The sequence below is a fragment of the Candidatus Eremiobacterota bacterium genome, from assembly GCA_031082125.1.
Classification (GTDB): domain Bacteria; phylum Vulcanimicrobiota; class CADAWZ01; order CADAWZ01; family Ess09-12; genus Ess09-12.
On record JAVHLM010000017.1, the window covers coordinates 23,689 to 45,550 of the forward strand.

At 55.4% G+C, this 21,862-nt stretch carries 23 protein-coding genes; 11 read left to right on the forward strand and 12 right to left on the reverse strand.

From position 1 onward, the window contains the following. Position 1: 1 nt before the first annotated feature. Positions 2 to 886, forward strand: a complete 885-nt coding sequence (locus tag RDV48_18115) for an NAD(P)-dependent oxidoreductase (protein ID MDQ7824722.1) — start codon at positions 2 to 4, stop codon at positions 884 to 886. 6 nt (positions 887 to 892) lie between these two features. Here the strand turns inward: RDV48_18115 and asnB (RDV48_18120) are convergent, their stop codons facing one another. Both asnB (RDV48_18120) and RDV48_18125 read right to left on the reverse strand, forming a co-directional pair. Further along, complete coding sequence (gene asnB / locus RDV48_18120) at positions 893 to 2,821, reverse strand: asparagine synthase (glutamine-hydrolyzing) (GenBank protein MDQ7824723.1); 1,929 nt, start codon at positions 2,819 to 2,821, stop codon at positions 893 to 895. A gap of 56 nt (positions 2,822 to 2,877) precedes the next feature. Beyond that, positions 2,878 to 4,062 (reverse strand): hypothetical protein, encoded by a 1,185-nt coding sequence (locus RDV48_18125; protein MDQ7824724.1) that lies wholly within the window; start codon positions 4,060 to 4,062, stop codon positions 2,878 to 2,880. 182 nt (positions 4,063 to 4,244) lie between these two features. Here RDV48_18125 and asnB (RDV48_18130) point away from each other — a divergent pair, with 182 nt between their 5' ends. The 4 genes from asnB (RDV48_18130) to RDV48_18145 all read left to right on the forward strand — a co-directional run bounded on the left by asnB (RDV48_18130) (position 4,245) and on the right by RDV48_18145 (position 7,953). Beyond that, complete coding sequence (gene asnB / locus RDV48_18130) at positions 4,245 to 6,137, forward strand: asparagine synthase (glutamine-hydrolyzing) (GenBank protein ID MDQ7824725.1); 1,893 nt, start codon at positions 4,245 to 4,247, stop codon at positions 6,135 to 6,137. A gap of 88 nt (positions 6,138 to 6,225) precedes the next feature. Next, complete coding sequence (locus RDV48_18135; protein MDQ7824726.1) at positions 6,226 to 6,663, forward strand: hypothetical protein; 438 nt, start codon at positions 6,226 to 6,228, stop codon at positions 6,661 to 6,663. A 122-nt stretch (positions 6,664 to 6,785) separates the two neighbouring features. After that, positions 6,786 to 7,766 carry a hypothetical protein gene (locus tag RDV48_18140; protein MDQ7824727.1) on the forward strand — a complete coding sequence of 327 codons (981 nt, stop codon included), beginning with the start codon at positions 6,786 to 6,788 and terminating at the stop codon, positions 7,764 to 7,766. Then, positions 7,753 to 7,953, forward strand: coding sequence for a Trm112 family protein (locus RDV48_18145; protein MDQ7824728.1), 201 nt, complete (start codon positions 7,753 to 7,755; stop codon positions 7,951 to 7,953). Before RDV48_18140 ends, RDV48_18145 begins: the two co-directional genes overlap by 14 nt. Here RDV48_18145 and RDV48_18150 read toward each other — a convergent pair. Further along, positions 7,950 to 8,885 (reverse strand): hypothetical protein, encoded by a 936-nt coding sequence (locus RDV48_18150; protein MDQ7824729.1) that lies wholly within the window; start codon positions 8,883 to 8,885, stop codon positions 7,950 to 7,952. The genes RDV48_18145 and RDV48_18150 overlap by 4 nt on opposite strands. Positions 8,886 to 9,100: 215 nt before the next feature. Between RDV48_18150 and RDV48_18155 the strand changes: the two genes are divergently transcribed. Both RDV48_18155 and RDV48_18160 read left to right on the forward strand, forming a co-directional pair. Beyond that, a complete protein-coding gene (locus RDV48_18155; protein MDQ7824730.1) occupies positions 9,101 to 9,529 on the forward strand; it encodes a UPF0158 family protein in 429 nt (142 codons plus the stop codon). Between the two features lie 24 nt (positions 9,530 to 9,553). Then, positions 9,554 to 10,132, forward strand: coding sequence for a flotillin family protein (locus tag RDV48_18160; protein ID MDQ7824731.1), 579 nt, complete (start codon positions 9,554 to 9,556; stop codon positions 10,130 to 10,132). A gap of 20 nt (positions 10,133 to 10,152) precedes the next feature. On the opposite strand, the gene RDV48_18165 is transcribed toward RDV48_18160, so the two are convergent. From RDV48_18165 to RDV48_18180, 4 genes are read right to left on the reverse strand one after another with little or no spacing between them, the layout of a single operon-like run. Further along, a complete protein-coding gene (locus RDV48_18165; protein MDQ7824732.1) occupies positions 10,153 to 11,304 on the reverse strand; it encodes a tetratricopeptide repeat protein in 1,152 nt (383 codons plus the stop codon). 47 nt (positions 11,305 to 11,351) lie between these two features. After that, entirely contained in the window at positions 11,352 to 12,017 is a 666-nt protein-coding gene (locus RDV48_18170) for a phosphoribosyltransferase (protein MDQ7824733.1), read from the reverse strand. A gap of 35 nt (positions 12,018 to 12,052) precedes the next feature. Next, positions 12,053 to 12,514: a hypothetical protein gene (locus tag RDV48_18175; GenBank protein ID MDQ7824734.1), complete on the reverse strand. Its 462-nt coding sequence runs from the start codon at positions 12,512 to 12,514 to the stop codon at positions 12,053 to 12,055. Positions 12,515 to 12,551: 37 nt separating this feature from the next. Continuing rightward, the gene (locus RDV48_18180; GenBank protein ID MDQ7824735.1) at positions 12,552 to 13,034 is read right to left on the reverse strand and encodes a hypothetical protein; all 483 of its coding nucleotides are present in this window, start codon (positions 13,032 to 13,034) and stop codon (positions 12,552 to 12,554) included. A gap of 138 nt (positions 13,035 to 13,172) precedes the next feature. Here RDV48_18180 and RDV48_18185 point away from each other — a divergent pair, with 138 nt between their 5' ends. Next, positions 13,173 to 13,730 carry a periplasmic heavy metal sensor gene (locus RDV48_18185; GenBank protein ID MDQ7824736.1) on the forward strand — a complete coding sequence of 186 codons (558 nt, stop codon included), beginning with the start codon at positions 13,173 to 13,175 and terminating at the stop codon, positions 13,728 to 13,730. Positions 13,731 to 13,772: 42 nt separating this feature from the next. Here the strand turns inward: RDV48_18185 and RDV48_18190 are convergent, their stop codons facing one another. From RDV48_18190 to RDV48_18200, 3 genes are read right to left on the reverse strand one after another with little or no spacing between them, the layout of a single operon-like run. Then, complete coding sequence (locus RDV48_18190; GenBank protein ID MDQ7824737.1) at positions 13,773 to 14,942, reverse strand: carbonic anhydrase; 1,170 nt, start codon at positions 14,940 to 14,942, stop codon at positions 13,773 to 13,775. A 38-nt stretch (positions 14,943 to 14,980) separates the two neighbouring features. Continuing rightward, complete coding sequence (locus RDV48_18195; protein MDQ7824738.1) at positions 14,981 to 16,489, reverse strand: 4Fe-4S dicluster domain-containing protein; 1,509 nt, start codon at positions 16,487 to 16,489, stop codon at positions 14,981 to 14,983. Between the two features lie 4 nt (positions 16,490 to 16,493). Continuing rightward, complete coding sequence (locus RDV48_18200) at positions 16,494 to 17,408, reverse strand: DUF362 domain-containing protein (protein ID MDQ7824739.1); 915 nt, start codon at positions 17,406 to 17,408, stop codon at positions 16,494 to 16,496. A gap of 231 nt (positions 17,409 to 17,639) precedes the next feature. On the opposite strand from RDV48_18200, the gene RDV48_18205 reads away from it, so the two are divergent. The 3 genes from RDV48_18205 to RDV48_18215 all read left to right on the forward strand — a co-directional run bounded on the left by RDV48_18205 (position 17,640) and on the right by RDV48_18215 (position 20,024). Continuing rightward, positions 17,640 to 18,218, forward strand: coding sequence for a D-sedoheptulose 7-phosphate isomerase (locus RDV48_18205; protein MDQ7824740.1), 579 nt, complete (start codon positions 17,640 to 17,642; stop codon positions 18,216 to 18,218). Between the two features lie 24 nt (positions 18,219 to 18,242). Beyond that, the gene (locus RDV48_18210) at positions 18,243 to 19,421 is read left to right on the forward strand and encodes a glycosyltransferase family 4 protein (GenBank protein MDQ7824741.1); all 1,179 of its coding nucleotides are present in this window, start codon (positions 18,243 to 18,245) and stop codon (positions 19,419 to 19,421) included. A 132-nt stretch (positions 19,422 to 19,553) separates the two neighbouring features. Continuing rightward, complete coding sequence (locus RDV48_18215) at positions 19,554 to 20,024, forward strand: hypothetical protein (protein MDQ7824742.1); 471 nt, start codon at positions 19,554 to 19,556, stop codon at positions 20,022 to 20,024. A gap of 72 nt (positions 20,025 to 20,096) precedes the next feature. On the opposite strand, the gene RDV48_18220 is transcribed toward RDV48_18215, so the two are convergent. Both RDV48_18220 and RDV48_18225 read right to left on the reverse strand, forming a co-directional pair. Further along, entirely contained in the window at positions 20,097 to 21,377 is a 1,281-nt protein-coding gene (locus tag RDV48_18220; protein MDQ7824743.1) for a zinc ribbon domain-containing protein, read from the reverse strand. A gap of 126 nt (positions 21,378 to 21,503) precedes the next feature. Beyond that, on the reverse strand, positions 21,504 to 21,833 hold the full coding sequence (locus RDV48_18225; protein MDQ7824744.1) for a hypothetical protein: 330 nt from the start codon (positions 21,831 to 21,833) through the stop codon (positions 21,504 to 21,506). Positions 21,834 to 21,862: the final 29 nt, after the last annotated feature.

The window sequence follows — 21,862 nt, forward strand, 5'->3', positions numbered from 1 at the left end:
GATGATGAAAAAAAGGGCAGTGGTGACAGGAGCGACAGGCTTTATCGGGAGCCATCTCATCAGGCGGCTTTCACCGTCATATGACCTTTTCTGCACTGCTGAGAAGATCCCGGAGCACTCAGGCTCTGAGGGAGTAACCTGGATCGAGCATGACTTTTCATCGCCTTTTGACAGAGCTCTCTTCCCCGCCAGGGTCGATCATATCATTCACCTCACGCAGTTCCCGGGGCACCGCCTCTTTCCAGAAAAGGCTCTCACCCTCTTCCAGGTGAACACGGAAAGCACCCTTGCCCTTCTCGACTACGGGCGCCAGGCAGGGATTTCCTCCTTTGTCTTCGCCTCTTCAGGCAACGTGTACGGACCGCGGTACTCGCCCGAGCCTCTCATGGAAGAGGGGCCTTGCGCCCCCGCCGACTTTTACGGCCACACCAAATACGCCTCGGAACAACTTCTCCCCTTTTACCGGGAGTTTTTTCCCTCGGTGGCATTCAGAATCTTCTTCTGCTACGGGGAAGGGCAGCAGGGGCGCCTGATTCCCGGCATCGTGGAGCGCGTAAAAGAGGGCCGGGAAGTGACGGTGGTGGGTTCGGAAGGGATGTCGTTCACTCCTGTCCACGTGAATGATGCGGTGCACTGCATGGAAAAGGCGCTCTCCCTTAAGGAAAGCGCCACTCTGAACCTTGCGGGGAATGAAGTGACGACCCTGAAAGGTCTCGCGCTTCTCGCAGGCTCCCTCTGCGGCAGAGAGCCTCTTTTCGCCTTCAGGACCGGCGAGAGCCAGCCTTGCTACGTGGCTTCCATAGAGAAACTCAAGAAAACACTTGACTATGTCCCCTCCATGCCGCTTGCAGAGGGTGTGGCACCCCTCTGCACTCCGTCGGAGTAAGACCTTTTACGACGATTTCCTCCCCGATTTGATATCCTCGCGGTCTCCGTCCATGAAGAGCCTGTTCCACCATTCGAAACTGAGAAGGCTCCATATGATGAGCCGGTGATTGTGGAGGCCCCGCGTGTGCTCATCAACAATCCGCTCGATGGAGGAAGGCTCGAAGAATCCCCTGGTGAGGGTCCTCCTGTCGAGAAGGATCTGCCTGACGTAATTCATGCTCTCGCCGCGGTACCAGGAGCCGTCGGGGGGGCTGAAGCCCTGCTTTTTCAGGTTCAGGATCGAGACGGGGGTGAGCTTCCTCATGGCCTCCCTCAGGATGTATTTCCCCTTGTTTGACTGGAGAATAACCTCATTGCCGGTGTCACGGACCACTTCGTCACCCTTTGAAGAGGTCATCAGGAGCTTATGGCGCGAGGGCATCGAGAGGGCGAAGTCCACAAGGTCATTATCCAGGAAAGGCACCCTCGTCTCAAGAGAATGGGCCATGCTCACCTTGTCCTCAATGACAAAAAGGCCGTGCAAAAAGGTTTTTGCATCAAAGTAGAGGGCGCGGTTAAGGTTGTGCTCTCTCCTCTCCCCGCCCCCGGGCGCCTCACCGGCTCCCTTGAGAACCTGCCGGTAGGCATCGAAGGATGAGTAATCCCCTATGCGCTTTCTTGCGCTCTCCGTGAAGAAGGCATCATGTTCCGCTTCAGGTATGAGCCTCTGCCAGTACTCATAGTAAATCCTGTCAAAATGATCGTCACTCTCGCATTCCAGAATTTTTTCATAGCGCCAGGGATAGCCGGCGAAGAGCTCATCGCCCCCGGCGCCTGAGAGGACCACTTTGACAAACTTTGAGGCAAGCCTTGCTATGTAATAATTCTGGTAGCACATGCCCACGCGGAGGTCCTCTATATGCCAGATAAGCCTGGGAAGGGCCCATGCCATGTCGCCGGCATGGAGCACCATCTCATAGTGCTCCGTGAGGAACGTCGAGGAGAGAAGCTCGGCATGCTCCCGCTCGTCAAAAACAAGCTCGATGCCGCTCACCGACGAGAGATCATAGCCGCCGGTAAAAGTCATCAGACGCGGAAGGTTCTTGCTTGCCACGGCGACGATGGACCCCGAGTCCATGCCTCCTGACAGGTAGCTTCCCAGGGGCACGTCGCTCATGAGCTGACGGATCACGGACTGCTCGAAGAGAAACTGGAGCTTTTCGATGTACTCTCTCTCGTCCATGATGAGGGGATTCGGGGCAAAAAGGCGCTCGTAGCCCCAGTATGAGTGCATGGAAAAGCTCTCCGCCCCCCCTTTCTCGTCAAGGGTGATATAATGGCCGGCGGGGAGCAGTCTTATTCCACCAAAGAGTGTCCGGTCAGAATAGACGTTCTGAAAGGTGAAATATTCCTTGAGAGCCTGGTAATCAACATCCTTGGCATACTCGGGATGGAGCAGGATTGCCTTGATTTCGGAAGAGAAGACAAACTTGTTCTTCACGAAGGCATAGTAGAGGGGCTTGATGCCGTAGCGGTCGCGGGCAAGAATGATCCGGCGGCGCGCTTTGTCCCAGAGAGCGAAGGCGAACATGCCGTTGAATTTTTTCAGCGCCTCGAGGCCCCACTCCTCATAGCTGTGGATCACCGTCTCCGAATCAGTGTGGGAGTGAAAGCGGTGGCCCCTTGAGGTAAGCTCCGTGCGAAGCTCCTGGTAGTTGTAGATCTCTCCGTTATAGACCATCACCACCGTGGCATCCTCATTGGCCATGGGCTGATGGGCCGCAGGAGAGAGGTCTATGATGGAGAGACGCCTGTGGGCAAAGGCAAGGTTTTCATCGATGTAATATCCCTGGTCATCGGGCCCGCGGTGGGTGATGACTCCCGACATCTCCTTGATGAGAGCCGACGATACGGGATCCTTGTTGAGACTGAGCACACCTGCTATTCCGCACATAACATATCACGCTTTCTTTTATTTTCTGTGAATGCCCTGAGTATCACCCGGGGGCCTCAATAGCGGTAGCCGGAAAGCTCCCGGTAAAGACAGTCCATTTTCGCTCCCACTGCCTTCAGTGAATGGACTTTCTCCACATAGGAGCGTCCCTTCTCACCGAGTTCCTCTCTCAGGAGAGGATTCTCGATAAGGACACGAAGTGCCTCCTTGAGCGAATCAGGATTTGCACTCACGATGGGGCACTCCGCTTCTCCGGGGAGATAGAGGGAGGGCTTCCTGATGAAGGCGATCACCGGCTTCCCCAGCGCCATTGACTCAACGGCGAAATACCCGTACCACCCGATGAGAAACTGTTCAGCGACGATATGGGCCTTTTTGTAGAGCTCCAGGGCTTCCCTGTTGCTCACCTTCTGCACCAGCAGAAGCTCAATCGGCGCGCCCTCCCTCTTCAGCTCTTCAATCACCTTGAGAAGGTGCTCAGTGCCTTTATACTCTGGATGATTCGGCGCGTGAAGCACCAGGAGAGGCCCTTCACTCGCGGGCTGCCCGACATAAGGGACCTTCTCAGTATCTATGGCCCAGAAGTATATGCCGGTGACCGTGGCAGGCACATATTCCCTCATGTCTCCCATGGCAAGCATTGCGTGGGCATAGCGCCTCACGTGGGCAATATTCCGGGATGCTTTCTCATCGTCGCAGATACAGGCCTTTCCCGGCGCCTTGCAGTGCATACAGCCGTTATAAGGTCCCAATGCAAGGGTACGCGATCTCACCCGCACGTCAGAGCCGTAAGTGGAGACTATGACAATCTTTCCTGCGGCGCAAAGAAGGGGCAGCTCCCAGCACCTGAGCCATGTTCTTCCCAGGAATCCCCCGTCAAAATAGAACTGAAAGATATCATAGGAAAGACACGCCCAGAGAAATACCGCCAGAGGCACCACGAGGGGCCCCATACGGCGGCCGATAGAGCGCTCCATGCTCCAGGTGAAGTCGCTGGTAATATAGTAAGTCTCATAGACAAGAGTATCGCTCTTATAGCCAAAAAGTCTGTCAGCTGCGGCGTTTGTGGCGATATTGATGATGGGCGTGGGGCCCCAGAGTATCCGGGGACGTCTCCTGAAAAGCCTCCTCAAGAGGCGGGAAAGATGGAACAAGGGGAGACCCAGCAGAAAAAGAGCAAAAAAAAGCCCATGAACGGCCCCATGAAAGATGAGCTTCACCATCTGCCTCAGACTCTTCATCGCTTCCTGCCACGTGAAATGAAAGAGCAGTGTATTCGAGAGTTCACTGCCGATTACCTCTTCCGGGAGAGAAAGGCCGCAGGGGGAGAGAGCTTCAGGGCAGGGGATGCCGCTCTTGCAGGAAGTTAAGGAAGAGGGTGGTATTTATGACAGGTATATCTCAGTGAATAGCAAGGATTATTATGTGCGGAATCGTGGGAATCGTGGGGCCATCGAAAGAGGAAGAGCGGCAGAAAGCCCTCTCGCTCATTGCCCACCGGGGACCCGACGGCGAAGGGGAGTGGCAGTCCAGTGAATCCCCCGTCTGGCTTGGCCACCGGCGGCTTGCCATCATTGATCCCGAGCGGGGTGCCCAGCCCCTCTCAAATGAGGACGAGACGGTGTGGATCACCTTCAACGGCTGTGTCTATAACTATCTCGAGCTTGCCCAGGCGCTCCGGAAAAAGGGGCACCGCTTCAAGACATACTCCGACACGGAGGTCATTGTCCACGCCTACGAGGAATACGGCGAAGGATGTCTCCAGAAATTCATCGGGATGTTCTCCTTTGCCATCTGGGACGAAAAGAAAAGGCGCCTCTTCTGCGCCCGGGATCGCATCGGCGTGAAGCCCTTCTACTATGTTGCCCGGAAAGGGCTTTTCGCCTTCGCCTCGGAGATCAAGGCCCTCCTCGCCCTGGGCACGGAAGCATCTGTCTTAATGGCAGGCCTCAGGGAATACCTCATATTCCAGACGACCCTGGCGGACAGGACCCTCTTCGAGGGAGTATACCGCCTTCTCCCCGGCCACTCCATGACCATCGACGGCGAGGGCAGGATCCTGGAGACGAAAAGATTCTGGGACCTCGGCTTTGCCGCCGATGACGACCACACGGAGGAATATTTTATCGACCATCTCCGCCTTCTGCTCCGGGATGCGGTAAAAATAAGGCTCCGCTCTGACGTGGCCCTCGGCGCCCATCTCTCGGGAGGCCTTGACTCGAGCACCGTGGTCTGCCTTGCAGGGGACATGAACGGCGGAAGCGAGTCGCTCTCCACGTTCACCGGCGCCTTCTCTGAAGGCGAAGACTTCGACGAGACTTATTATGCTCACCTGGTTGCTGAGCGCACAGGGGCTACTTACCATGAGATCAGGCCAGTTCCGGCAGACTTCATCGAGCACCTCCCTAAAATCATCTATTACATGGACGAGCCCGCCGCAGGGCCGGGCGTTTTCCCCCAGTATATGGTATCACAGCTCGCCTCTCAGCATGTAAAGGTCGTTCTCGGCGGCCAGGGCGGCGACGAGATTTTTGCAGGCTACGCGCGCTATCTCCTGGGCTACCTTGAGGAGTGCCTGAAGGGCGCCATCGAGGAGACAGAGAGAACATCCCAGTATGCCGCCACCCTGGCCACCATTATTCCCAACCTGCCGATGCTCCGCCAGTACATCCCTATGATGCGCTACTTCTGGAAGGACGGGCTCTTCGAGGCTCCGGAAAAACGCTATTTCCGCCTCATGGACCGCTCATCGGGAATAAGGGATATATATGACGCCGGGATTTTCTCCGCCGATACCTCGCTTGATGACGAGTTTTCCCGCATATTCAACGGTTCTGATGCCCGGTCGTTTCTCAACAGGATGCTTTACTTTGACCTCAAGGTCCATCTGCCGGCGCTACTGCACGTGGAAGACCGCACGAGCATGGCCTGGGGCCTCGAATCACGCGTTCCCCTTCTGGACCACAGGATTGCCGATCTTATCGCAAGCATTCCCCCCGTCATCAAGTTCAAAGGGGGACAGCCCAAATATCTCTTCAGGAAATCGGTGAAAAACATCGTGCCCGACGAGGTCCTCGACAGGAAGGACAAGAAAGGCTTCCCCGTGCCTCTCCACATCTGGCAGCGGGGCCCCCTGCGCGAATTCATCAGGGACATTCTTCTCTCGCCGAAGGCCCGCACCAGGGGGGTTTTCAACTCGCAGGCCCTGGAGCGTGCCTTAGACAGGGAAATGGATTTCGGAAGGGTCATCTGGGGTGCCCTCTGCATGGAACTATGGTTCACCACCTTCATAGATGGCCATGGAGCAAGAGATTGAAAAGCCCTTAAAAGTATGATAAGATCATGGTGGGGGGATGACAGTCCTCATACCGTCACCCATTGATGAGACGAGGAGGATACGGCTCATGATGAAAAAGGCAGGCTTACTGGCAGTCGTGCTGCTTATCGCATGCCTGGCATGCTCTTGCGGAGGGGGGGGCAAGAACAGGCCGGCAGTTCCCGGCAAGGTCCTCAACAACCCCGAGGTCAAGCTCAACTACTATGGAAATCCCATGCAGGTTCAGCTCCCCGACGTCCCTGAGCTCAGGTGGGATTTTTTCCAGGAGGCCGACAAGAAAGAGCTCACCTGCCGTTATAAGCTCAAGGTGATCTTCAAGGAGAACGGGAAATTCAATGCAATCGTGCAGTTTCTTGACCTGAACAAGTTTCCCGTCACCACGTCGTCCGTCAAGTTCATCGGCTCAAAGGGTGAAAGCACCACCTATGAGAATACCCTTTACATTGATCCAAAGATTTCAGGGAGGATCACCAAGGCGCAGGTGCTCCTCACCCCCCTGAAATAGGCATCTTCCTTTCCTGAGTGCACAGGAGAGTCCCCGGTGGGCTCTCTCTTGTTTCTTCGCCCCTGATGAGAGGAATTACGGCAAAAAAAAAGAATTAGGGGAGAAAAACCAGGAGGCTCCCCATGGATTTCTGCGACGGGCCCGAGGAAGAGGGCGGCTTTCTTTCCACGTTGAGAAAAACCTGGATTGATGACTCCACAGAAGATACCCCCGGCTCGGGCTCGACCCCTCCTCCCACCAGGTCTTCCGCCCTGAACGAGCTTTATGCCCTGGGCATGAAGTGCTTTGAGGAGAGGGGTAACCTGAAACTTTTCAAGCTGAGGCTTGATTCAGAGATGCTGCGCTTTTACGGGATTTACAAGAATTTCCTGGAGACCTACTATCAGGCCGAGCTCCCCCAGGACGTGGACACGCAGGCTAAAATCGTCCTTCTCTCCCTCCAGGAGTATGAAAAGGCCCTTGAGGAGATCAAGACTTATTTCGACTCCGGCGAGCTTTCGATAATAGGATCGGGACTGAAAAAAGCTGTCAATGCCATCAACACCCTCACTTTTTCCTACGATGCCTTTGTAAAGCACCAGTCAGACGCCCTTACGAAGAAATGCATCCTCTGCGGCCACCCCAACTCTCTGGGAAGCATCCAGTGCAGCGCCTGCGAGTCGCCTTTCACCTTGAGCGGCGAGGAGATTCCGCTGGAGTTCACATCCCTGCGGGTCATAGGGGAAAAATCGTCCCTTTCCTTCGGCGCCGCCTCATTCCCGGGGAGCATCATAGAAGTGTACGACAACTTCCTGAAGTACACCGCAAATCGCATGAAAAAGGAAAAATACCTGGAAGAGGTAGACTGGGCCATCACCCAGTTCGAGATTTCCCGCCAGCACCTTGAGAGGTCCCAGGCCACTATGGAAAGCGAGTCCTTTGAGACCATGGAGGGATTGCTGGAGGGAACGGACAGGATCAAGAAATCACTTGAGAAAATAAGGGATGCCATCGTCATGGAGCGGCTGGACAGGCTCGGCATCCAGTGGAACAACCTCATATCGGCCATTCATCTCATTTACAGGGCACAATCAGTCCGGGAGGGTCCCCATGACGCTCAGTGAGGAGTTAAAGAGGATTCTGGCCTGCCCGCTCTGCAAAAAGCCTGTCACCGCCATCGTTCATAAAGAACAGGAAGGGCTTCTCTGCCCTTCCTGCAGGCTCTTGTACCCTGTCACCGATGATATCCCCGTAATGCTCGCCGCCTTTGCAGTTCCCTTCGAGGGGCCTCTTCAGGAGCCGGGAGACTAGAACTCCATCCTGGGCGATGAATTCAGCTTCATTTCAGTGATAACGGCCTCAAAAACCAGCTGGTCCCCTTTAATTCTTTTTGCGTAGGCAGGCCAGAATGTCTCGGCATCAATGGCAATGGTGTCGGTAAATTCGTCCTTCCGGATCTCCACGAGATAGCATTTTTTCGCAATGGTCTTCCCGCCGCCGGCCGACGGTGTGGGCGCGGGTGTCGGCGAGGCCGGGGAGGCATCAGAGGGAGAGGCCGTGGGGGAAGGCGGGTTCTCCAGAGGAGATGGCTCAGGGGAAGGCGTCAGTGATGGCGCAAGCGACGGGGAAGGCTCAGGAGTCGGTGTTCCGGCCGCCACGGGAGTCCCGGCTCCCTGCCCGTTGAGGGATACCGCAATGCTCCCGTCCACCTGGGCAAAAAGGTCCACAGCCCCCTTGAAGGCCACATCTTTTCCCGAGCGCATCATATTCAGGATCATGTCCACCAGCGACTCCACAATGGGAGTGTTCTGAAGCTTGAGGCGCTCAATGGAGCGCCATACGCGAAATCCTCCCATCTTCACCTTGACCTCTCCCTTTTTCTGTTCGGGCAGGTAGAGTATGACGGCACCCTTCCCGTTCCCCTCCAGGACTTCGGCCCTTATCGTAGAGGGTCTCACGCACCGGTAGTCCGCCACAAGGGTCCCCTTGTCAAGCCTTATGTATCCGATGAAGGAATAATCGGCCACCGAGGCAACCGTTTTTTCCATAGCCGACAAAAGCCCCTTCGTATCTGTCACCTCACCCTGGGGCGTCGCTGACGGTGGTGCAGACGGGAGAGCCGAGGGAGAGGGAGAAGGGCTTTCCTGTTCCATCCCTGACGAAGCGGGCGGCGAAAAGAAAAGAACAAGCCCCAGAGCCAGGAAAATGAGCGCAACCAGTGTACTTTTTGAGATGATACGCATAGGTGATTCCTCCTCCTTCATAATTGTATAATATAGTTCTCCTTCTCTTTTTATATTCCTTGAGATCCCTTTTCCCGATAATCGCTCTCATGTGAACCATTACAGGGCCCTTTTGAAACCATCCGGAGTACCGCAAAATACCGTGACAAAGGAGAAGGAGATTTCACGGCAGTGCATAAGAAATAAGAAGGCTTACTCCACCCCGGGAGAGATACATGCCAGGAAAGATAAAAATGGAAGCCCTCATGGCTGCATTAAGTGATACCCAGAAGGATATATACTATTTCTTTGACAAGCAGACAAAAGAAGTGATAAAGCTTTCACTTGACAATCCTGATGTCTCGGCACTCAAGTCTCTCAAGGAGAAGATTGCCAAGGAAAAAGGCCGCTTTCCCCAGATCCCGAGACGGACTCCCCATGATACCTACAAGGACATGGAAGCCTTTATTAAAACCCTCAAGGATGTCAAGCTCCAGAAAAGGCTTCTTGAGGCCATCGAGGGCCAGGGGGCCTTCCGGGGATTCAGGGACGTCCTCGAGGCATACCCGAGGGAAAAACAGCGATGGAACACTTTCAGAGACGATATACTCAAGAAAAGCGTCCTTGCCTTCCTCAGGGAGGCTGGCATTTCAGCACAGGAATAAAAGCCACGAGGGGAGAGAGAAACCATGTCCGGTCCCATGATCTTTGCAATAATCCTGACCACCCTGCTCTTAGCCCTGACAGCCCAAAGGATTTACCAGTCTTGCAAGAGAACGGCAAAGCCCGATGAAGTGACCATTGTGGAAGATGGCTCGGGGAGGAAGTATTACCGTGAAGGGAAATTCTTCGTGGTCCCCTTTTTCCAGAAAGAGTACAAACTGAGCCTTGCACCCTTCCCGGTGGACCGGATGGCAAGGAACATCCGGAACAGAGAGGGCAATATCTTTGATATCCATGTCGTCATGGAGGTAAGGATAGATGACTCGCCCAATGGTCTTGAGCTTGCGGCGGGGAGGTTCATGAACAAGGACACCGACCAGATCAGCGACTTTGTCGAGGAAATCATCAAGCGGAACGTGACGATCTATCTCCAGGAGCTTGACATCCGCTCCCTTGTGAACAACATAGAGCCTTTCTGCAAAAACGTCGAGGAGTCCATGAAGGAAGACCTCCTCAAAATGGGTATCCTGGTGAACAGCTTCAGCATCACGTCGCTTGAGGACAGCCAGGGTCTCATGAAAAGGCTCGCCGAGCAGAAGCGTTAAGAGAACCGCCCGCCGATCTCTCAGCAGGGAAGGGCAAGGGTGGCAAGCTCGCCTTCCATCATCTTTTTCACCCCTTCGTCAACGGCAAGCGCCATCGCCTTCTCATAATGAAAACGGGCCTTTTCGGGAAAAGAAAGCTTTCTGTGAATCTTCCCCAGGCACATGTGGGCAAGAAGGTCCTCGCCGTCAAGGGCGAGCGCACCCTGATAGGCCTCGAGAGCCTCTTCGGATCGGGCAAGACAATCCAGAATATTTCCCTTCATGATGAGAAGCGTGGGTGAAGGCTCAAGTGCGAGGGCGTGTTCATAAGCATCAAGGGCATGCTCATATTCATTGAGGGAGAGGAAGGCGAGCCCCATGTTGGCCCAGGCCATGTGGTTTGACCCGTCCCTCCTGATGGCCTCGCGGTAGAGCACCACTGCCCCCTGGAAATCACTCATCCCGTATTTCACAAAACCAAGTTTCACAAGGAGCACCGGTTCCTCGGGGTCCAGGGCGATGGCGGCGCGGTATTCCCGCTCTGCTTCGGGAAGGTGCTCCATGAGCTCGTACTTCCTGGCCTGGTATGACCTCACAAGAGCGCTGTCGGGGAAACGCTGAAGGGCTTCGTCATAAAGAAGAAATGCTTTCCTGGGATCCCCCTCGTCGAGGGAGACATTGCCCATGATAAGAAAATCCATCGCCGTCAGGGGGGTAAGGGAATCACGGCATGCGCGGTAATACTGAAGGCGGAGCGCTGAAAAAGCCTGCACGAGGGCTTCAACCCTCTTCCAGGTTCCCTGGCGTGCCGGCGAGGCGCCATAGGGGCAGCCCTTGCCGACTGAGCGGAAGGGAACATGGCCGAACATGCGGCAGCAGAGGGGACGCCACAGGTATATCAGGCACTTCATGCCTTCACAATCATAGTGAGGGCACACCTTGGCAGGGCTTCCCGACTCCCCGGCTGCCCTGTTGATGAAGGCGATGAATGCCTCCTCGCGGCAGGTGCCGGGCGGTGCCTGCTCTTTGATGAAGTCACGCTCAAGGGCGCTCACCTGGAGATGGATGGGATAGGAGCAGCAGTTCCGGCAGGTCTCACAGGGATTTTCCGGCGCACCGGGAAGGGTAGTGGAGAGCACCTCGTCAAACTGTGAATAGAGCCCTGCAAGCTCAGCCGCCCATGCTTTGACCAAGACCCTTCACCTCTTTCTTCCGGTCCTGCCTGATTCAGGAACCTCTCTCAGTCGCCCAGGCTGCTCATCAGAGTCCTTATGGGGATGAGGTTGTAAGGGGTCTTGTCAAGCTCGGGGATCTTTTTTGAAAGGGTGGCAATGACGCCGATCCCGTTGACTCTCCCGCCGGCCTTGTAGATCTCGTCGATAATGATGCGGAGCGTGTAGCCCGAACCGATAAACTCATCGAGTATATAGACATTTTTCCCGGCAATCTCAATATTGGGCGGGAGGACCACACGGGAAACCTCCTCGCTTCCATCGGCATGGCAGACCTTTTCCCTTCTCACCTCTGCCGAGGGGAGTTCCCTCAGTATTCCCACATAACGGCTGATAAGCTCTCCCGCGTGATCGACGAGGAGCACCACGTCAGTATTGGGCCAGGGCATCATGGCAAGAGATGCGCATATACCGGCGTACTCATGAGATTTCTGCCTGAAGTCATCGCGCTCATGCGGGGAAATATGAGCAAAGCTCTTGATGTCAATCTTGGGGTGAAGGAGTACGGTGGCGGAATACCCGTTGAACTTAGAGATGTCCTCGAGTTCAGTGGGATGGACCGTCACCAGGGAGAGGCGCACGTCAAAGGTGCTGGCATCCCTCGTGAACACCATGCCCCCCTCGACGACACCGGGCTCATACTGGGAGATTTCGGGAATATAGATTGATTCCATGGGGTGCCTTCCTTTCTCTCTGGGACCCTGGGGGCTCAGATGACCATGGTGCTGTAGTCATCCTTTTCCTTTGCCTTGTCTATCACTTTGATCATGAGATCGTACTCGGGGAAAAAGAGGTTGTCTATCGTGCCGAAATTCCTGCCGTCGCTTATGATGGCAGTCCGGTAAAGGGAGCGCTCTCCTCCCGATATCTTGAAGGTGAGATCCCTCCAGAGTACGGAGAATTCCTTGTTCCCGTGCTTATACTCGATATTCTTAGGAGTAAAGACCACTACTTTCTTCATATTCAGAAAAAGGGCCGAGAGAGAGCCTATGAGGAGGAGCGCACCCGCACCGGCCAGGGCGAAAAGCAAAGGAGTCTTGAAGGGGTCAATCCTGGGAAGCTTGTGATAGACCTTGAGGCCATAGAGCAGGCCCAGGGTATAGAGGACGTAAAGGATGACCATAAAGACGATATATCTTTTCGGGCTTGCGAAAAATTTCTTTTCCTTCAAGGCGCCCCCCTTATTTTACTATTTCCCTGTGAGTTCCCTAATTCCTCTCAGGCAAGACACAATCCTTCGCAGAGGGGGAAGCGGTGAGAGCCGTCACGGCGAAATCAAAGAACTCGGCCGTCTCCCTGCCTGGCTCCCCCACCCCGTTGAGGCGTCGGAGCACCTTCACCGGGAGGTTCTTGTCATCAATCTCCACGACGCCGAGGAAGGGGAGATCCTCGTCATGAATCTCAAATTTCTCTTCGCAGACCTGTTTTTCATCGGCTTTGTCAAAATGATAGGACACCACAGAGAGATCCTGGGGAAGAATATTTTTCCGGGCTCTCTGGTCCTGAAAATAGCTCTGGAGCTTCTTCTCAAAGGCCATGGTATCAGATTTGGTGTCTTTCCCCACAAAAAGAATGGCAATATGAGCGAGCACGGGGTATTCCCTGGACGAAATGAAGCTCACCGTGAGCCCTGCAAGAACGGCAATGGCACAGATTGCCATCATGAAGCCCAGGAGCTTTTTATTTTCCATGGAGAAAGCACCTCCACCTTTACATTCAAGGAGAGAGGCACCTCCTCCTCCAGGCGGAAATTTCCTTGGGGGGGTGAGAAACTTTTTTCTCTCCCCATGGTCAAACTTCACAGCATCACCAGAAAGGAGCATAAGATTATGAAAAAGATTGCGGTGTTTCTGCTGATAGCCTTACTCTCGATCCAGGCGCCCTCATGGGCCGCCGAGGGAAAAGGCGAAGGAAGGCGGGACGGGGGCGGCCATTTCCCCAAGAAAACCCTGATGAAGTACTACATGAAGGTCCAGGAAGCCCTGAAGCTCACGGACAAGCAGATCGAGTCGCTCCGAGCCCTCTGCTTCACCAGCCAGAAGGAAGCGGTAAAGGAGCGGGCTGCTATCCAGATTGCCCACATTGAGTTCCGCGAACTGCGGTCCGGTGATTCTCTCGACATGAAGAAAGCCGAGGCCAAGATAAGGGAAATTGCCAGTCTCGAAGCTGCCATGAAGATACAGCGCCTCAAGAATATCGAGGCGGGGAAGGCCATGCTCACCGAGGAGCAGAGAAACACTCTCAAGAAGATGAAAACAAACCCCGCTCTCCTCAAGACGCTCGCCATGGGCTCGGAGTCTTATGATGAATGGGCCGCATCGGAGGAGGAAATCGAGGAGATGACCTTCGTGGACCAGGTGATGGGCTTTGAGGTCCTTTCGGAATAAGCCTTGCTCCAGTAAGAGAGATGCCCTTCCCGGGCACCTCTCTTACTGTTTCATTACTTTCCTTACTTTCTTGATGATGGCCGTCGCCCCGAGAGACTGGAGATGGCGCTTCAGCTTCTGAGCCTCCTGGGGGGACTGGGTGGTGAGGATGGCTTTCTTGAGGGCCGACACATCGCTTATCACCCCGCCGGAAAGCCGCCGGAGCTCCTTGACGACATCATCATTGAAGAGGCCCAGATCCTCAAGCCATACTTCAAACCGCTCGGCAGCCTGCTCCGCCTCTTTTGAAGAGGGGGCCGCCTGGGAGGCTGGGCCGGAAGGGAGCTGTTCCTGGCCGGTGGCGGTATTCACAAATTGCACGAACTGGTTGAGGGGCTCCATGGCCTTCTGGATCTTCTGCTCCTTGCCTTGAAGCAACCCCTTCACCTTCTCGTTCACCTGGTCCTTCACGGTCTGCTTTGGCTTCGGCGTGGATGGCTGCTCCACCTCGAGCGGCGTGAGAATGGGGATCTCGGCAGTCTTGAAGGCATCGATGCTGTCAAGAGAGGTCTGCCATTCAAGAGCCTGCGGCTCATTGAAGCTCCTGTCCTCCTCCGGCTTGTGTTCCTTTTCCCTGAGCCATTCCAAAGGCTTTTGAAAGAGTGGCTCAGCCTTCTTTTCCGGAGGCTTTCCCTCCGCCGGCAGAGTTTCTGTTTTTCTGGGCTCACCCTTTACCACCGCCTCAAGGCTCCCATTGGCGGTGTTGATAAGAAACCCATGGATCAGGACTTCACGGGGAATGAGCGGTGATTTTCTCAGGGCATCCACCGATTCCCTCACACGCTCGCGCTCAGACCCCGTGGCACCGGCCCAGGCCCTGAGATCGCTTGCAGGGATGGCGTCACGTGCCACCCCCTTTTTCTTCATATTCTCCGTGAAGTCATAGGCCTGGAATTTCGCCAGGGCGCAGTCGGTGTGATTCACCACAAATATCTCCTGCACATTAAAGGTGTAGAGCGTCACGGCAATTGACCTTATGACATCATCAGTCACGAGCACACCGGCATTCCTTATGACCGCCGCATCGCCGGGGGCGAACCCCATGGCTTTTTCCACAAGCTCTGAAAGCCTTGAGTCCACGCAGGTAAAAAGTATCACGCCCTTCCGGGGCCCTGCAGGCGGGCCATGGAAACCTGAAAAGATCTTGTTGAATGAGAGCACATGGTCTAGCATGGCACTACCCCCCATGGTGATTTAATAACAGTGTTCTCTTATTTTTCCCTAATATCCTTCACCGCCATGCCTTTTCTATAGACCACTATGGCAGGATCTGGTCCCGTGGGGCAGCGGTGTTCGCACTGTCCGCACCCCACGCAGAGCGCGGGGTCCACGAAAGGCCGGGGCTTTCCCTCAAGCTCTTTCTGGAACACGGCGTCATAGGAGCAGTATTCATCGCAGACAAGGCACTTGGCGTCCTGGTTCCAGGCGATGCACTTGCTCCTGTCTATCCGCGCCTGCCCCAGGATCTCCCTCTTCTTGTCTTTCACGTCCACAGGGCGGAGCGCTCCTACAGGGCAGAGCGAAGTGCAGAGGTTGCAGTTCTCCTCACAGAATCCACGAAGGGGGACGAGGCGGGGCGACCACAACCCGGCAAGTCCCCCCTCAAACAAGGAGGGCTGAAGCCCGTTGGTGACGCATACCTTCAGGCATGCCCCGCAGCGGATGCACCGTGCCACGAATTCCGCCTCGGGAAGAGCGCCTGGTGGCCTTATCAATCGTGAGCTGGCCATGGCATACCCGTACTCGGTTTTTCCCATAAGGGCAAAAGCGCAGCCCCCCGCGAGGGAGAGAAAAAAATCCCTCCTGGAAAGAGCCATGAGGGCCCCAGGTTCATGGGGCCTGTCCTTTCTCAGAATCCACTTCACAACGGGCCCGAAGAGGGGCTGAGGCTTTCCCATCCTGAACGAGATGGCCTTTGAGGGGCAGAGGGCCTCACAGTCCATGCATTCTATGCATTCCGAAGGCATAATGTCCCTGTTTGCGGGAAATATGGCACCGGTGCGGCACTTCCTGGCGCAAAGACCGCAGTCGGTGCAGGAATCGCTCACGTGCTTCCTGAGAAGGGCGACTCTTGAAAAAACCCCCAGGAGGGCGCCCATGGGGCAGAGCACACGGCACCACTTCCGCCTGGTGAATGCCTCAAGGGCCATGATGGCGACAAAAATGAGAAAAAAGAGAAAAGTCCCCTCGAAAAACACCTTGGGCGCCGGCGAGAGCAGCGACTGGGAAATCCAGGGGAGCTTCTGGGAAAGGGGTGCCACAAGGGAAAAAAGCACCGGGAAGAGGCAGAAGGTCAGGGTGCGGAAGACTATGGAAAAGGGCTCAAAGAAATAGACCGGCGAAAGCCCGAGAAGGACTGCTGCCGTAAGGGCTGCCAGAAGGTAATACTTGACATGCTGCCCCCTTGTATGGCTTTCACCCCGGCCATTGTCAATGCGGCGGAAGAGAAGGCGGTGGGTTCCGTCAAGGAGAGTGCCCATGGGACAGATCCATCCGCAGAAGAACCTGCCGAGAATGAGTGTCAGGGCCAGCACAAGGAGGCCCGGATAGACAGAATGGGCAGTGGGCTTCTGGATGAAAGTGACAAAAGCCGCAAGAGGAGAAATATGGAAGAAAAGCTCGGCGGAAACGGCATTTTTCACCGGGTATGTCGTGGCAAAGAAAAGATAAAGAAAAAGGACAAGAAAGAATGCCTGGAAAAGCCGCCGCAGGAGCACCATGAAATTACACTTTCTGGATCACCATCTTGCCTTGATCTGCCTGCCCGAGGCCCATCTTGCCGGCAAGCTGAATATGACGGATATCGCTGCCCTTCTTTCCGAAGAGCGAGACTGCGTATGAGTCACAGGCAACAAAATCAGTGCCGGCAATGAGGGTCTTCGGCTCCTTAACCTCCCCGGGGCCCTTGGGGCCGTGGGTCAGAAGAATTCTCGTGGCATCAACAATGGTGAGGTGAGGCTTCACGATGGTCATGAAGTCGGCGATGCACTGATCCAGGTCGTTCCCGTGCCAGTAGCCCCTGTCCCATATAAGGCCCATCATGTTCTTCATGCCCAGCGTGACCTTTGTCGCGCTGTGGTCCTTGGCAATGGGCATGTTGATAAAGCAGTCCGCCTCGCGGATATATTTCACAATACTGACTTGCTTGAGGCTTTTCCCCCGGGGAACGCTCTCGGGAGTATAGAAGTTCTCCGTGACGGCGGCGAAAATCTTTCCTCCCTCGCGCTCCACGGCATCCTTGATGCCGCTTTTCTGGAAGGTATAGACATAGCTGTCGCAAGGGTTCTCGTACACACAGACCTCCTTGGCTCCGGCCTTGTAACAGAGCTTCACCAGGTGGCCCACGAGATCGGGGTTGGTGTTGCCGGCCTGCCGGGGCTCACGGGCCCACCCGATATTGGGCTTGAGGAGCACCTTGCTTCCTTTCCTCACAAACCTCTCGATCCCGCCGAAGGGCTTCAGCGCATTGATGAGCCTCCCGTAAAGGTTACCGTCCTTGGCCACCACTATCTTCGAAGCGGCAGGCTGAGCCTGGGAGATGCCCCCTGGAAGAGCCGAGAGCACGGCCGTTCCGGCAGCGGCAAGGCCCAGTCGGGCAAGTTTCTCAAGAGCTTCTCTTCTGGTGAGTTCGTTTTTCATGGAGCTCCTCCTTGATTTCTCTGCAGGATGGCAGGGCCTGGTATTCCGTGACTATAAAATTCACTCAGAAGAAGGAGCCTTCCTTCTTTCCTCAAAGAGTGCCGCCCCATGCCCCAGGGAGGGCAAAAGGAATCCCCGGCCCTTCCGGAGAATCCTGTGAGGGGTGGCAGAGTCCCGGGAGCCTGCCGGAGCGCCCCGCACCCACCAAATCGTACCGGAAAAGAGGTCCCGATGGAAAGCGAACTCTCACTAGCGCTTGAGGAAAGCATCAAGGCAAAGGAGCACCTCAGGGAAATGATCCCCTCCCTGGCGCATGCGGCGGGGATGATGGTAGAGGCCTTCCGAAGGGGGAACAAGATCCTGGTGTGCGGAAACGGCGGCAGCGCCGCCGATGCCCAGCACCTTGCCGCCGAGCTTGTGGGGCGCTTCGAAATGGAGCGAAGCCCCCTGCCCTGTCTGGCCCTCACGACCAATACGTCCAACCTCACCGCCATTGCCAATGACTACCAGTTTTCCAGGATCTTCGAAAAACAGGTCGAGGCTTTTGCCGCACCCGGCGATATCGTCATAGGGATAAGCACCTCCGGCACCTCGGAGAACATCGTGAGAGCCCTTCAGGCAGGAAAGGAAAAAGGAGCCCTGGCCATAGGCTTCACGGGAAAATCTGGAAGAACCATCAAGAAAATTGCCCATCTGTGCCTTACGGCGCCCTCGGAAAGGACATGCAGGATACAGGAATGCCATGTGACCATGATCCATCTCCTCTGCGAGCAGGTAGAAAAAGCCATGGCTTCTTCGGCAGCACACTGAGTGTCATCAGCAAAGGACGGTTCCATGAGAGTAGGAGTATTCACCAATGCCTACAAGCCCATCATCAGCGGTGTGGTGAACTGCATTGACCTCATCAGGCAGTCTCTGATAAAAAAAGGCCATGAGGTCATCATCTTTGCACCGCGCTTCCCGGGGTACCAGGAGGAGGACAGCCCCGTCTACCGCTACCGCTCCCTCAATCTCACGAAAAAAATGAAATTCCCCGTCCCTATCCCCTTCTCCCGCCGCATCAGCGCCCTTATCCCCACTTTTGGCCTTGATATCATCCACTCCCACCACCCTTTCGTCATGGGCGATGAAGGGGCCCGCTGGGCGGCCCGCCTTGGGGTGCCCCTGGTGTTCACCTTCCATACCCAGTACGAGCAGTATGCCCACTATATTCCCCTTCCCGCGGCCCTCGTGAGAGCTGTCTCAAGAATGCGCGTAAAAGCCTATGCAAAGAAGTGCTCTGTCATCATCACGCCGGGGACCTCCATCGTGGAGCTCCTCCATGAATACGGCATCAGGGACAATGTCATCTACATGCCCAACGCCATAGATCTCTCCTCCTTTGAAAATCCTGACGGGAGCCGGGTGCGGGCGCGCCACCAGATAGGCGAAAAGGAGCGCCTCCTGGTGTACGTAGGGCGCATGGCCCTCGAGAAAAACCTGCCCTTCATGCTTGACGCTTTCAAGCTCATCGCGGGAACCATCCAGGTGAGGCTCATGATTATCGGCGAAGGGCCGGAGCTTGAAAGCCTGAGACGCTATGCGGCGGCGCTTAACCTCGGGGATAAGGTCATATTTCCCGGGAGAGTCGAGTACCGGGAGATTCCCGCCTATTACGGCGCCGCCGATCTTTTCGTGATGACCTCCACCACTGAGGTGAAGCCCCTCGCCCTCATTGAGGCCATGGCTTCAGGCCTTCCCGTCGTTGCCGTATCGGCCCATGGCTCCTCGGACACAATACAGGACGGAAAAAACGGCCTTCTCACCGCTGAAGACCGCGGTGTCTTCGCAGAGGCCGTGGAGACGCTCCTTCGTGACGGCAAAAGGCTGGCTATGATGAAAAAAGAGAGCATTGAGACGGCAAAGGGCTACTCCATTGACCAGGTCACCGATCGCCTCCTTGGGCTCTATACCGACGCAATAGAACGGGAAAAAAACCGGCGCGGTGATTCTCCCCTAAGCACCTGCAGGTAAAACTCCTACGCCCTCGAACTATATTCCCGGTAAATATTGAGCCATCTTTCTTCTTCTGAGTTCCCGGCCCTCGGGATTCCCCTGAAAAGACTCAATAGTTGCCCAAGCTCACATTAAAAAGGAGGAATGGATATGAAAAAGACTGGTATCTTTATGGCCATCGCGGCTTTCCTGGCCATGGTCTGCCTGGGCGTGGCATGGGCAGACTGGCCCGATTACTGCATGGGAAGGCCACAGTTCACCCCGGGGAAGAGCTACGGCTATTTCATATGGAAAGTTGACTGCTGGCACCTCAGGACAAGCACCAAAGAGGAGAGAAAGGTATTTGAAGGCACCATCTCGTCAGACCAGGACATCACCATTGTCCACCGTGACAATATGGAGCCCGACAATGGAGATTTCGTGACCCGCGTAAGCAACAACCAGATCATGTTCCGCCTCACCACAGAAGGTGATGAGGACGGCTTCGGCTTCAACACCAACGGGAAATACCTCATCTTCGATCTCAAGAGAGACGGCGTGCATGTCTGGACCGAGCACATCACTGTCGGTGATGATAACTGGCATCCCTCCTCCAATCCTTTCGTAACGACCCAGCAATAGCGCACTAAGAAAAAGACCGGGGTGAGCTTTCACCCCGGTCTTTTTTTTCCCGGGAAACGTGCCAGGCTCCTTTCAGGAAGGCTGCGCCTTTTTCATCGATTCCGAGAGAAACTGTACCTGGAAGAGCCTGTCTGCCCCAGAAAGGGCCTCTTCCAGCCCGAATATGAGGGCGCTTTCATCGCCCGCCTGGGCAAAAAGCTTCATACGCCCAATCCCCGAAAGAAGCTCCCCAATTCCTTCTTCCATGGCGGAGTTCACCTCTTCAAGCACCAGTGATTCCGGTGAGTCACCCTTGAGATCGCCAGGAAGGGTGAGCCTGGCTTTCTCCTTCCTGGCATGGAGCACCTTCGCCTCAAGCCTGGAGAGTTCTGCAAGAAATCCTTCGGAGGAAAGTGAGCCATCCCTTGCCCTCAAGACGGTATTCTGAAGATCTCTGGTGAACTCCGTATCTGCATGGGCGGAAGCCTTTACCATCCCCTCCTGGTCCATGCGGAACTCCATGCTTGAGGACTGTCCCGTAGCGAAGTCGGCAAGCCTGGCATTGCAGTGCACACAGAACTTTGCCGTCACCTCGTTCTCACCACCGCACTGAATGCAGGGCCGGGTACGGGGACCCGCACCGGACTCCGTAAGGCCGCGGTGGAGAAGGACAAGCATCTCAGAGGCTTCCTTCGACCTTTCAAGGCCCCTGGCTATGTGCTCCGTGCTGTGGTCAGCGAAATAAAGGGCTGCCTCCTCGAGGCCCCTGAAATATTCCTTGAGAGCCTTCTTTATCTCAGAGCGCTTCTCGTGGAAAAAGGCCTCCTCATGGGGCGCCGGGGACATCTTATCAAATCCTTCATAGAATGCCTTTATTGACTGCCGCACGGCCGCAAGACGCTCTTTAAAGGCTTCAGGCTTTATGGTACCCCTCATCACGCCGTATCCCACCCGCATGAGCTCATTCTGCAGCGGCGACTCAGCATAGCGGGGAATATTCCGCTCCTCTTCCTTGAGCGAGTCGATGGAGGCGAAAAGCTCTGCAAAGCTCTCCCTCATGATGGCTATGCCCTTGACAAGAGCCTCCCTGTCGTGAGAGGAAAAATAGCGGTATGCCTCTTCAAGCCCTGTCCGGAGCTTTTCAAGGGCCTTCTCAATAAGGGGAGCCTGGGTCATGAGGGTAGGGGTGTTCTCCTGGAACTTGAGCTGGTGGCGGAAAAAGCTCCTCATCTCGCGGCGGAAGGTGTTGAGGGTCTTGATGCTCTTCTTGAGATCGTCTTCGATGCCCTCACCTTCATAGACAGCCCGCGCAAGGGTGATTACCTCGTTGAGCTGGGGAGCTCTTGTGAGTTCAAAGAGGGCTTCTTCTCCCATGGCGTGCTCCTTTTCCTCACAGTTCTCTCCACTTTCACCGTTATCCTTCCCCGGCCCGCAGGCTGCCCGGGGAGAAAAATAAAAAGACGCCAGAAGCGCCTTTTTCAACTCTGCACAAGAAGAATGCTACCAGCAGATATACGGATTGTGCATACCATGGTGCCATCCCGCAGCACCGCCGAAAAGGCTGCCAAGGGTGCCCCCGGCAAACATTCCAAGCGATGAGCCCAGGAACATGCCGGGATAGCCCCCCGCCCCGAGCCCCAGCAACGCGCCAAGACCGCCTCCTATTGTTGAGCCGAAACTTCCGCCGTAAAAAGACCCCATGTTATAACCGAGAAGAGCGCTGCTGATGTTACCACACCCTCCCATAAAAGGCATCCCCATTCCCATGGTGAGGGGATTCATACCCAGTCCGAAACCGCCGCCGCACATAAACGGTGATATACCCCACATACTCTCACTCCCTTTAAAGGAAATAGCTC

What these genes read in the sequence shown, in the direction of transcription:
- RDV48_18220 (MDQ7824743.1), bottom strand. Translation starts at nt 21,377, where the DNA reads ATGGGAGAAGAAGCCCTCTTTGAACTCACAAGAGCTCCCCAGCTCAAC.
- RDV48_18140 (MDQ7824727.1), top strand. Translation starts at nt 6,786, where the DNA reads ATGGATTTCTGCGACGGGCCCGAGGAAGAGGGCGGCTTTCTTTCCACG.
- RDV48_18225 (MDQ7824744.1), bottom strand. Translation starts at nt 21,833, where the DNA reads ATGTGGGGTATATCACCGTTTATGTGCGGCGGCGGTTTCGGACTGGGT.
- RDV48_18180 (MDQ7824735.1), bottom strand. Translation starts at nt 13,034, where the DNA reads ATGGAAAATAAAAAGCTCCTGGGCTTCATGATGGCAATCTGTGCCATT.
- asnB (MDQ7824725.1), top strand. Translation starts at nt 4,245, where the DNA reads ATGTGCGGAATCGTGGGAATCGTGGGGCCATCGAAAGAGGAAGAGCGG.
- RDV48_18215 (MDQ7824742.1), top strand. Translation starts at nt 19,554, where the DNA reads ATGAAAAAGACTGGTATCTTTATGGCCATCGCGGCTTTCCTGGCCATG.
- RDV48_18125 (MDQ7824724.1), bottom strand. Translation starts at nt 4,062, where the DNA reads ATGAAGAGTCTGAGGCAGATGGTGAAGCTCATCTTTCATGGGGCCGTT.
- RDV48_18200 (MDQ7824739.1), bottom strand. Translation starts at nt 17,408, where the DNA reads ATGAAAAACGAACTCACCAGAAGAGAAGCTCTTGAGAAACTTGCCCGA.
- RDV48_18145 (MDQ7824728.1), top strand. Translation starts at nt 7,753, where the DNA reads ATGACGCTCAGTGAGGAGTTAAAGAGGATTCTGGCCTGCCCGCTCTGC.
- RDV48_18210 (MDQ7824741.1), top strand. Translation starts at nt 18,243, where the DNA reads ATGAGAGTAGGAGTATTCACCAATGCCTACAAGCCCATCATCAGCGGT.
- RDV48_18155 (MDQ7824730.1), top strand. Translation starts at nt 9,101, where the DNA reads ATGCCAGGAAAGATAAAAATGGAAGCCCTCATGGCTGCATTAAGTGAT.
- RDV48_18190 (MDQ7824737.1), bottom strand. Translation starts at nt 14,942, where the DNA reads ATGCTAGACCATGTGCTCTCATTCAACAAGATCTTTTCAGGTTTCCAT.
- RDV48_18115 (MDQ7824722.1), top strand. Translation starts at nt 2, where the DNA reads ATGATGAAAAAAAGGGCAGTGGTGACAGGAGCGACAGGCTTTATCGGG.
- RDV48_18160 (MDQ7824731.1), top strand. Translation starts at nt 9,554, where the DNA reads ATGTCCGGTCCCATGATCTTTGCAATAATCCTGACCACCCTGCTCTTA.
- RDV48_18185 (MDQ7824736.1), top strand. Translation starts at nt 13,173, where the DNA reads ATGAAAAAGATTGCGGTGTTTCTGCTGATAGCCTTACTCTCGATCCAG.
- RDV48_18135 (MDQ7824726.1), top strand. Translation starts at nt 6,226, where the DNA reads ATGATGAAAAAGGCAGGCTTACTGGCAGTCGTGCTGCTTATCGCATGC.
- asnB (MDQ7824723.1), bottom strand. Translation starts at nt 2,821, where the DNA reads ATGTGCGGAATAGCAGGTGTGCTCAGTCTCAACAAGGATCCCGTATCG.
- RDV48_18195 (MDQ7824738.1), bottom strand. Translation starts at nt 16,489, where the DNA reads ATGGTGCTCCTGCGGCGGCTTTTCCAGGCATTCTTTCTTGTCCTTTTT.
- RDV48_18150 (MDQ7824729.1), bottom strand. Translation starts at nt 8,885, where the DNA reads ATGCGTATCATCTCAAAAAGTACACTGGTTGCGCTCATTTTCCTGGCT.
- RDV48_18205 (MDQ7824740.1), top strand. Translation starts at nt 17,640, where the DNA reads ATGGAAAGCGAACTCTCACTAGCGCTTGAGGAAAGCATCAAGGCAAAG.
- RDV48_18170 (MDQ7824733.1), bottom strand. Translation starts at nt 12,017, where the DNA reads ATGGAATCAATCTATATTCCCGAAATCTCCCAGTATGAGCCCGGTGTC.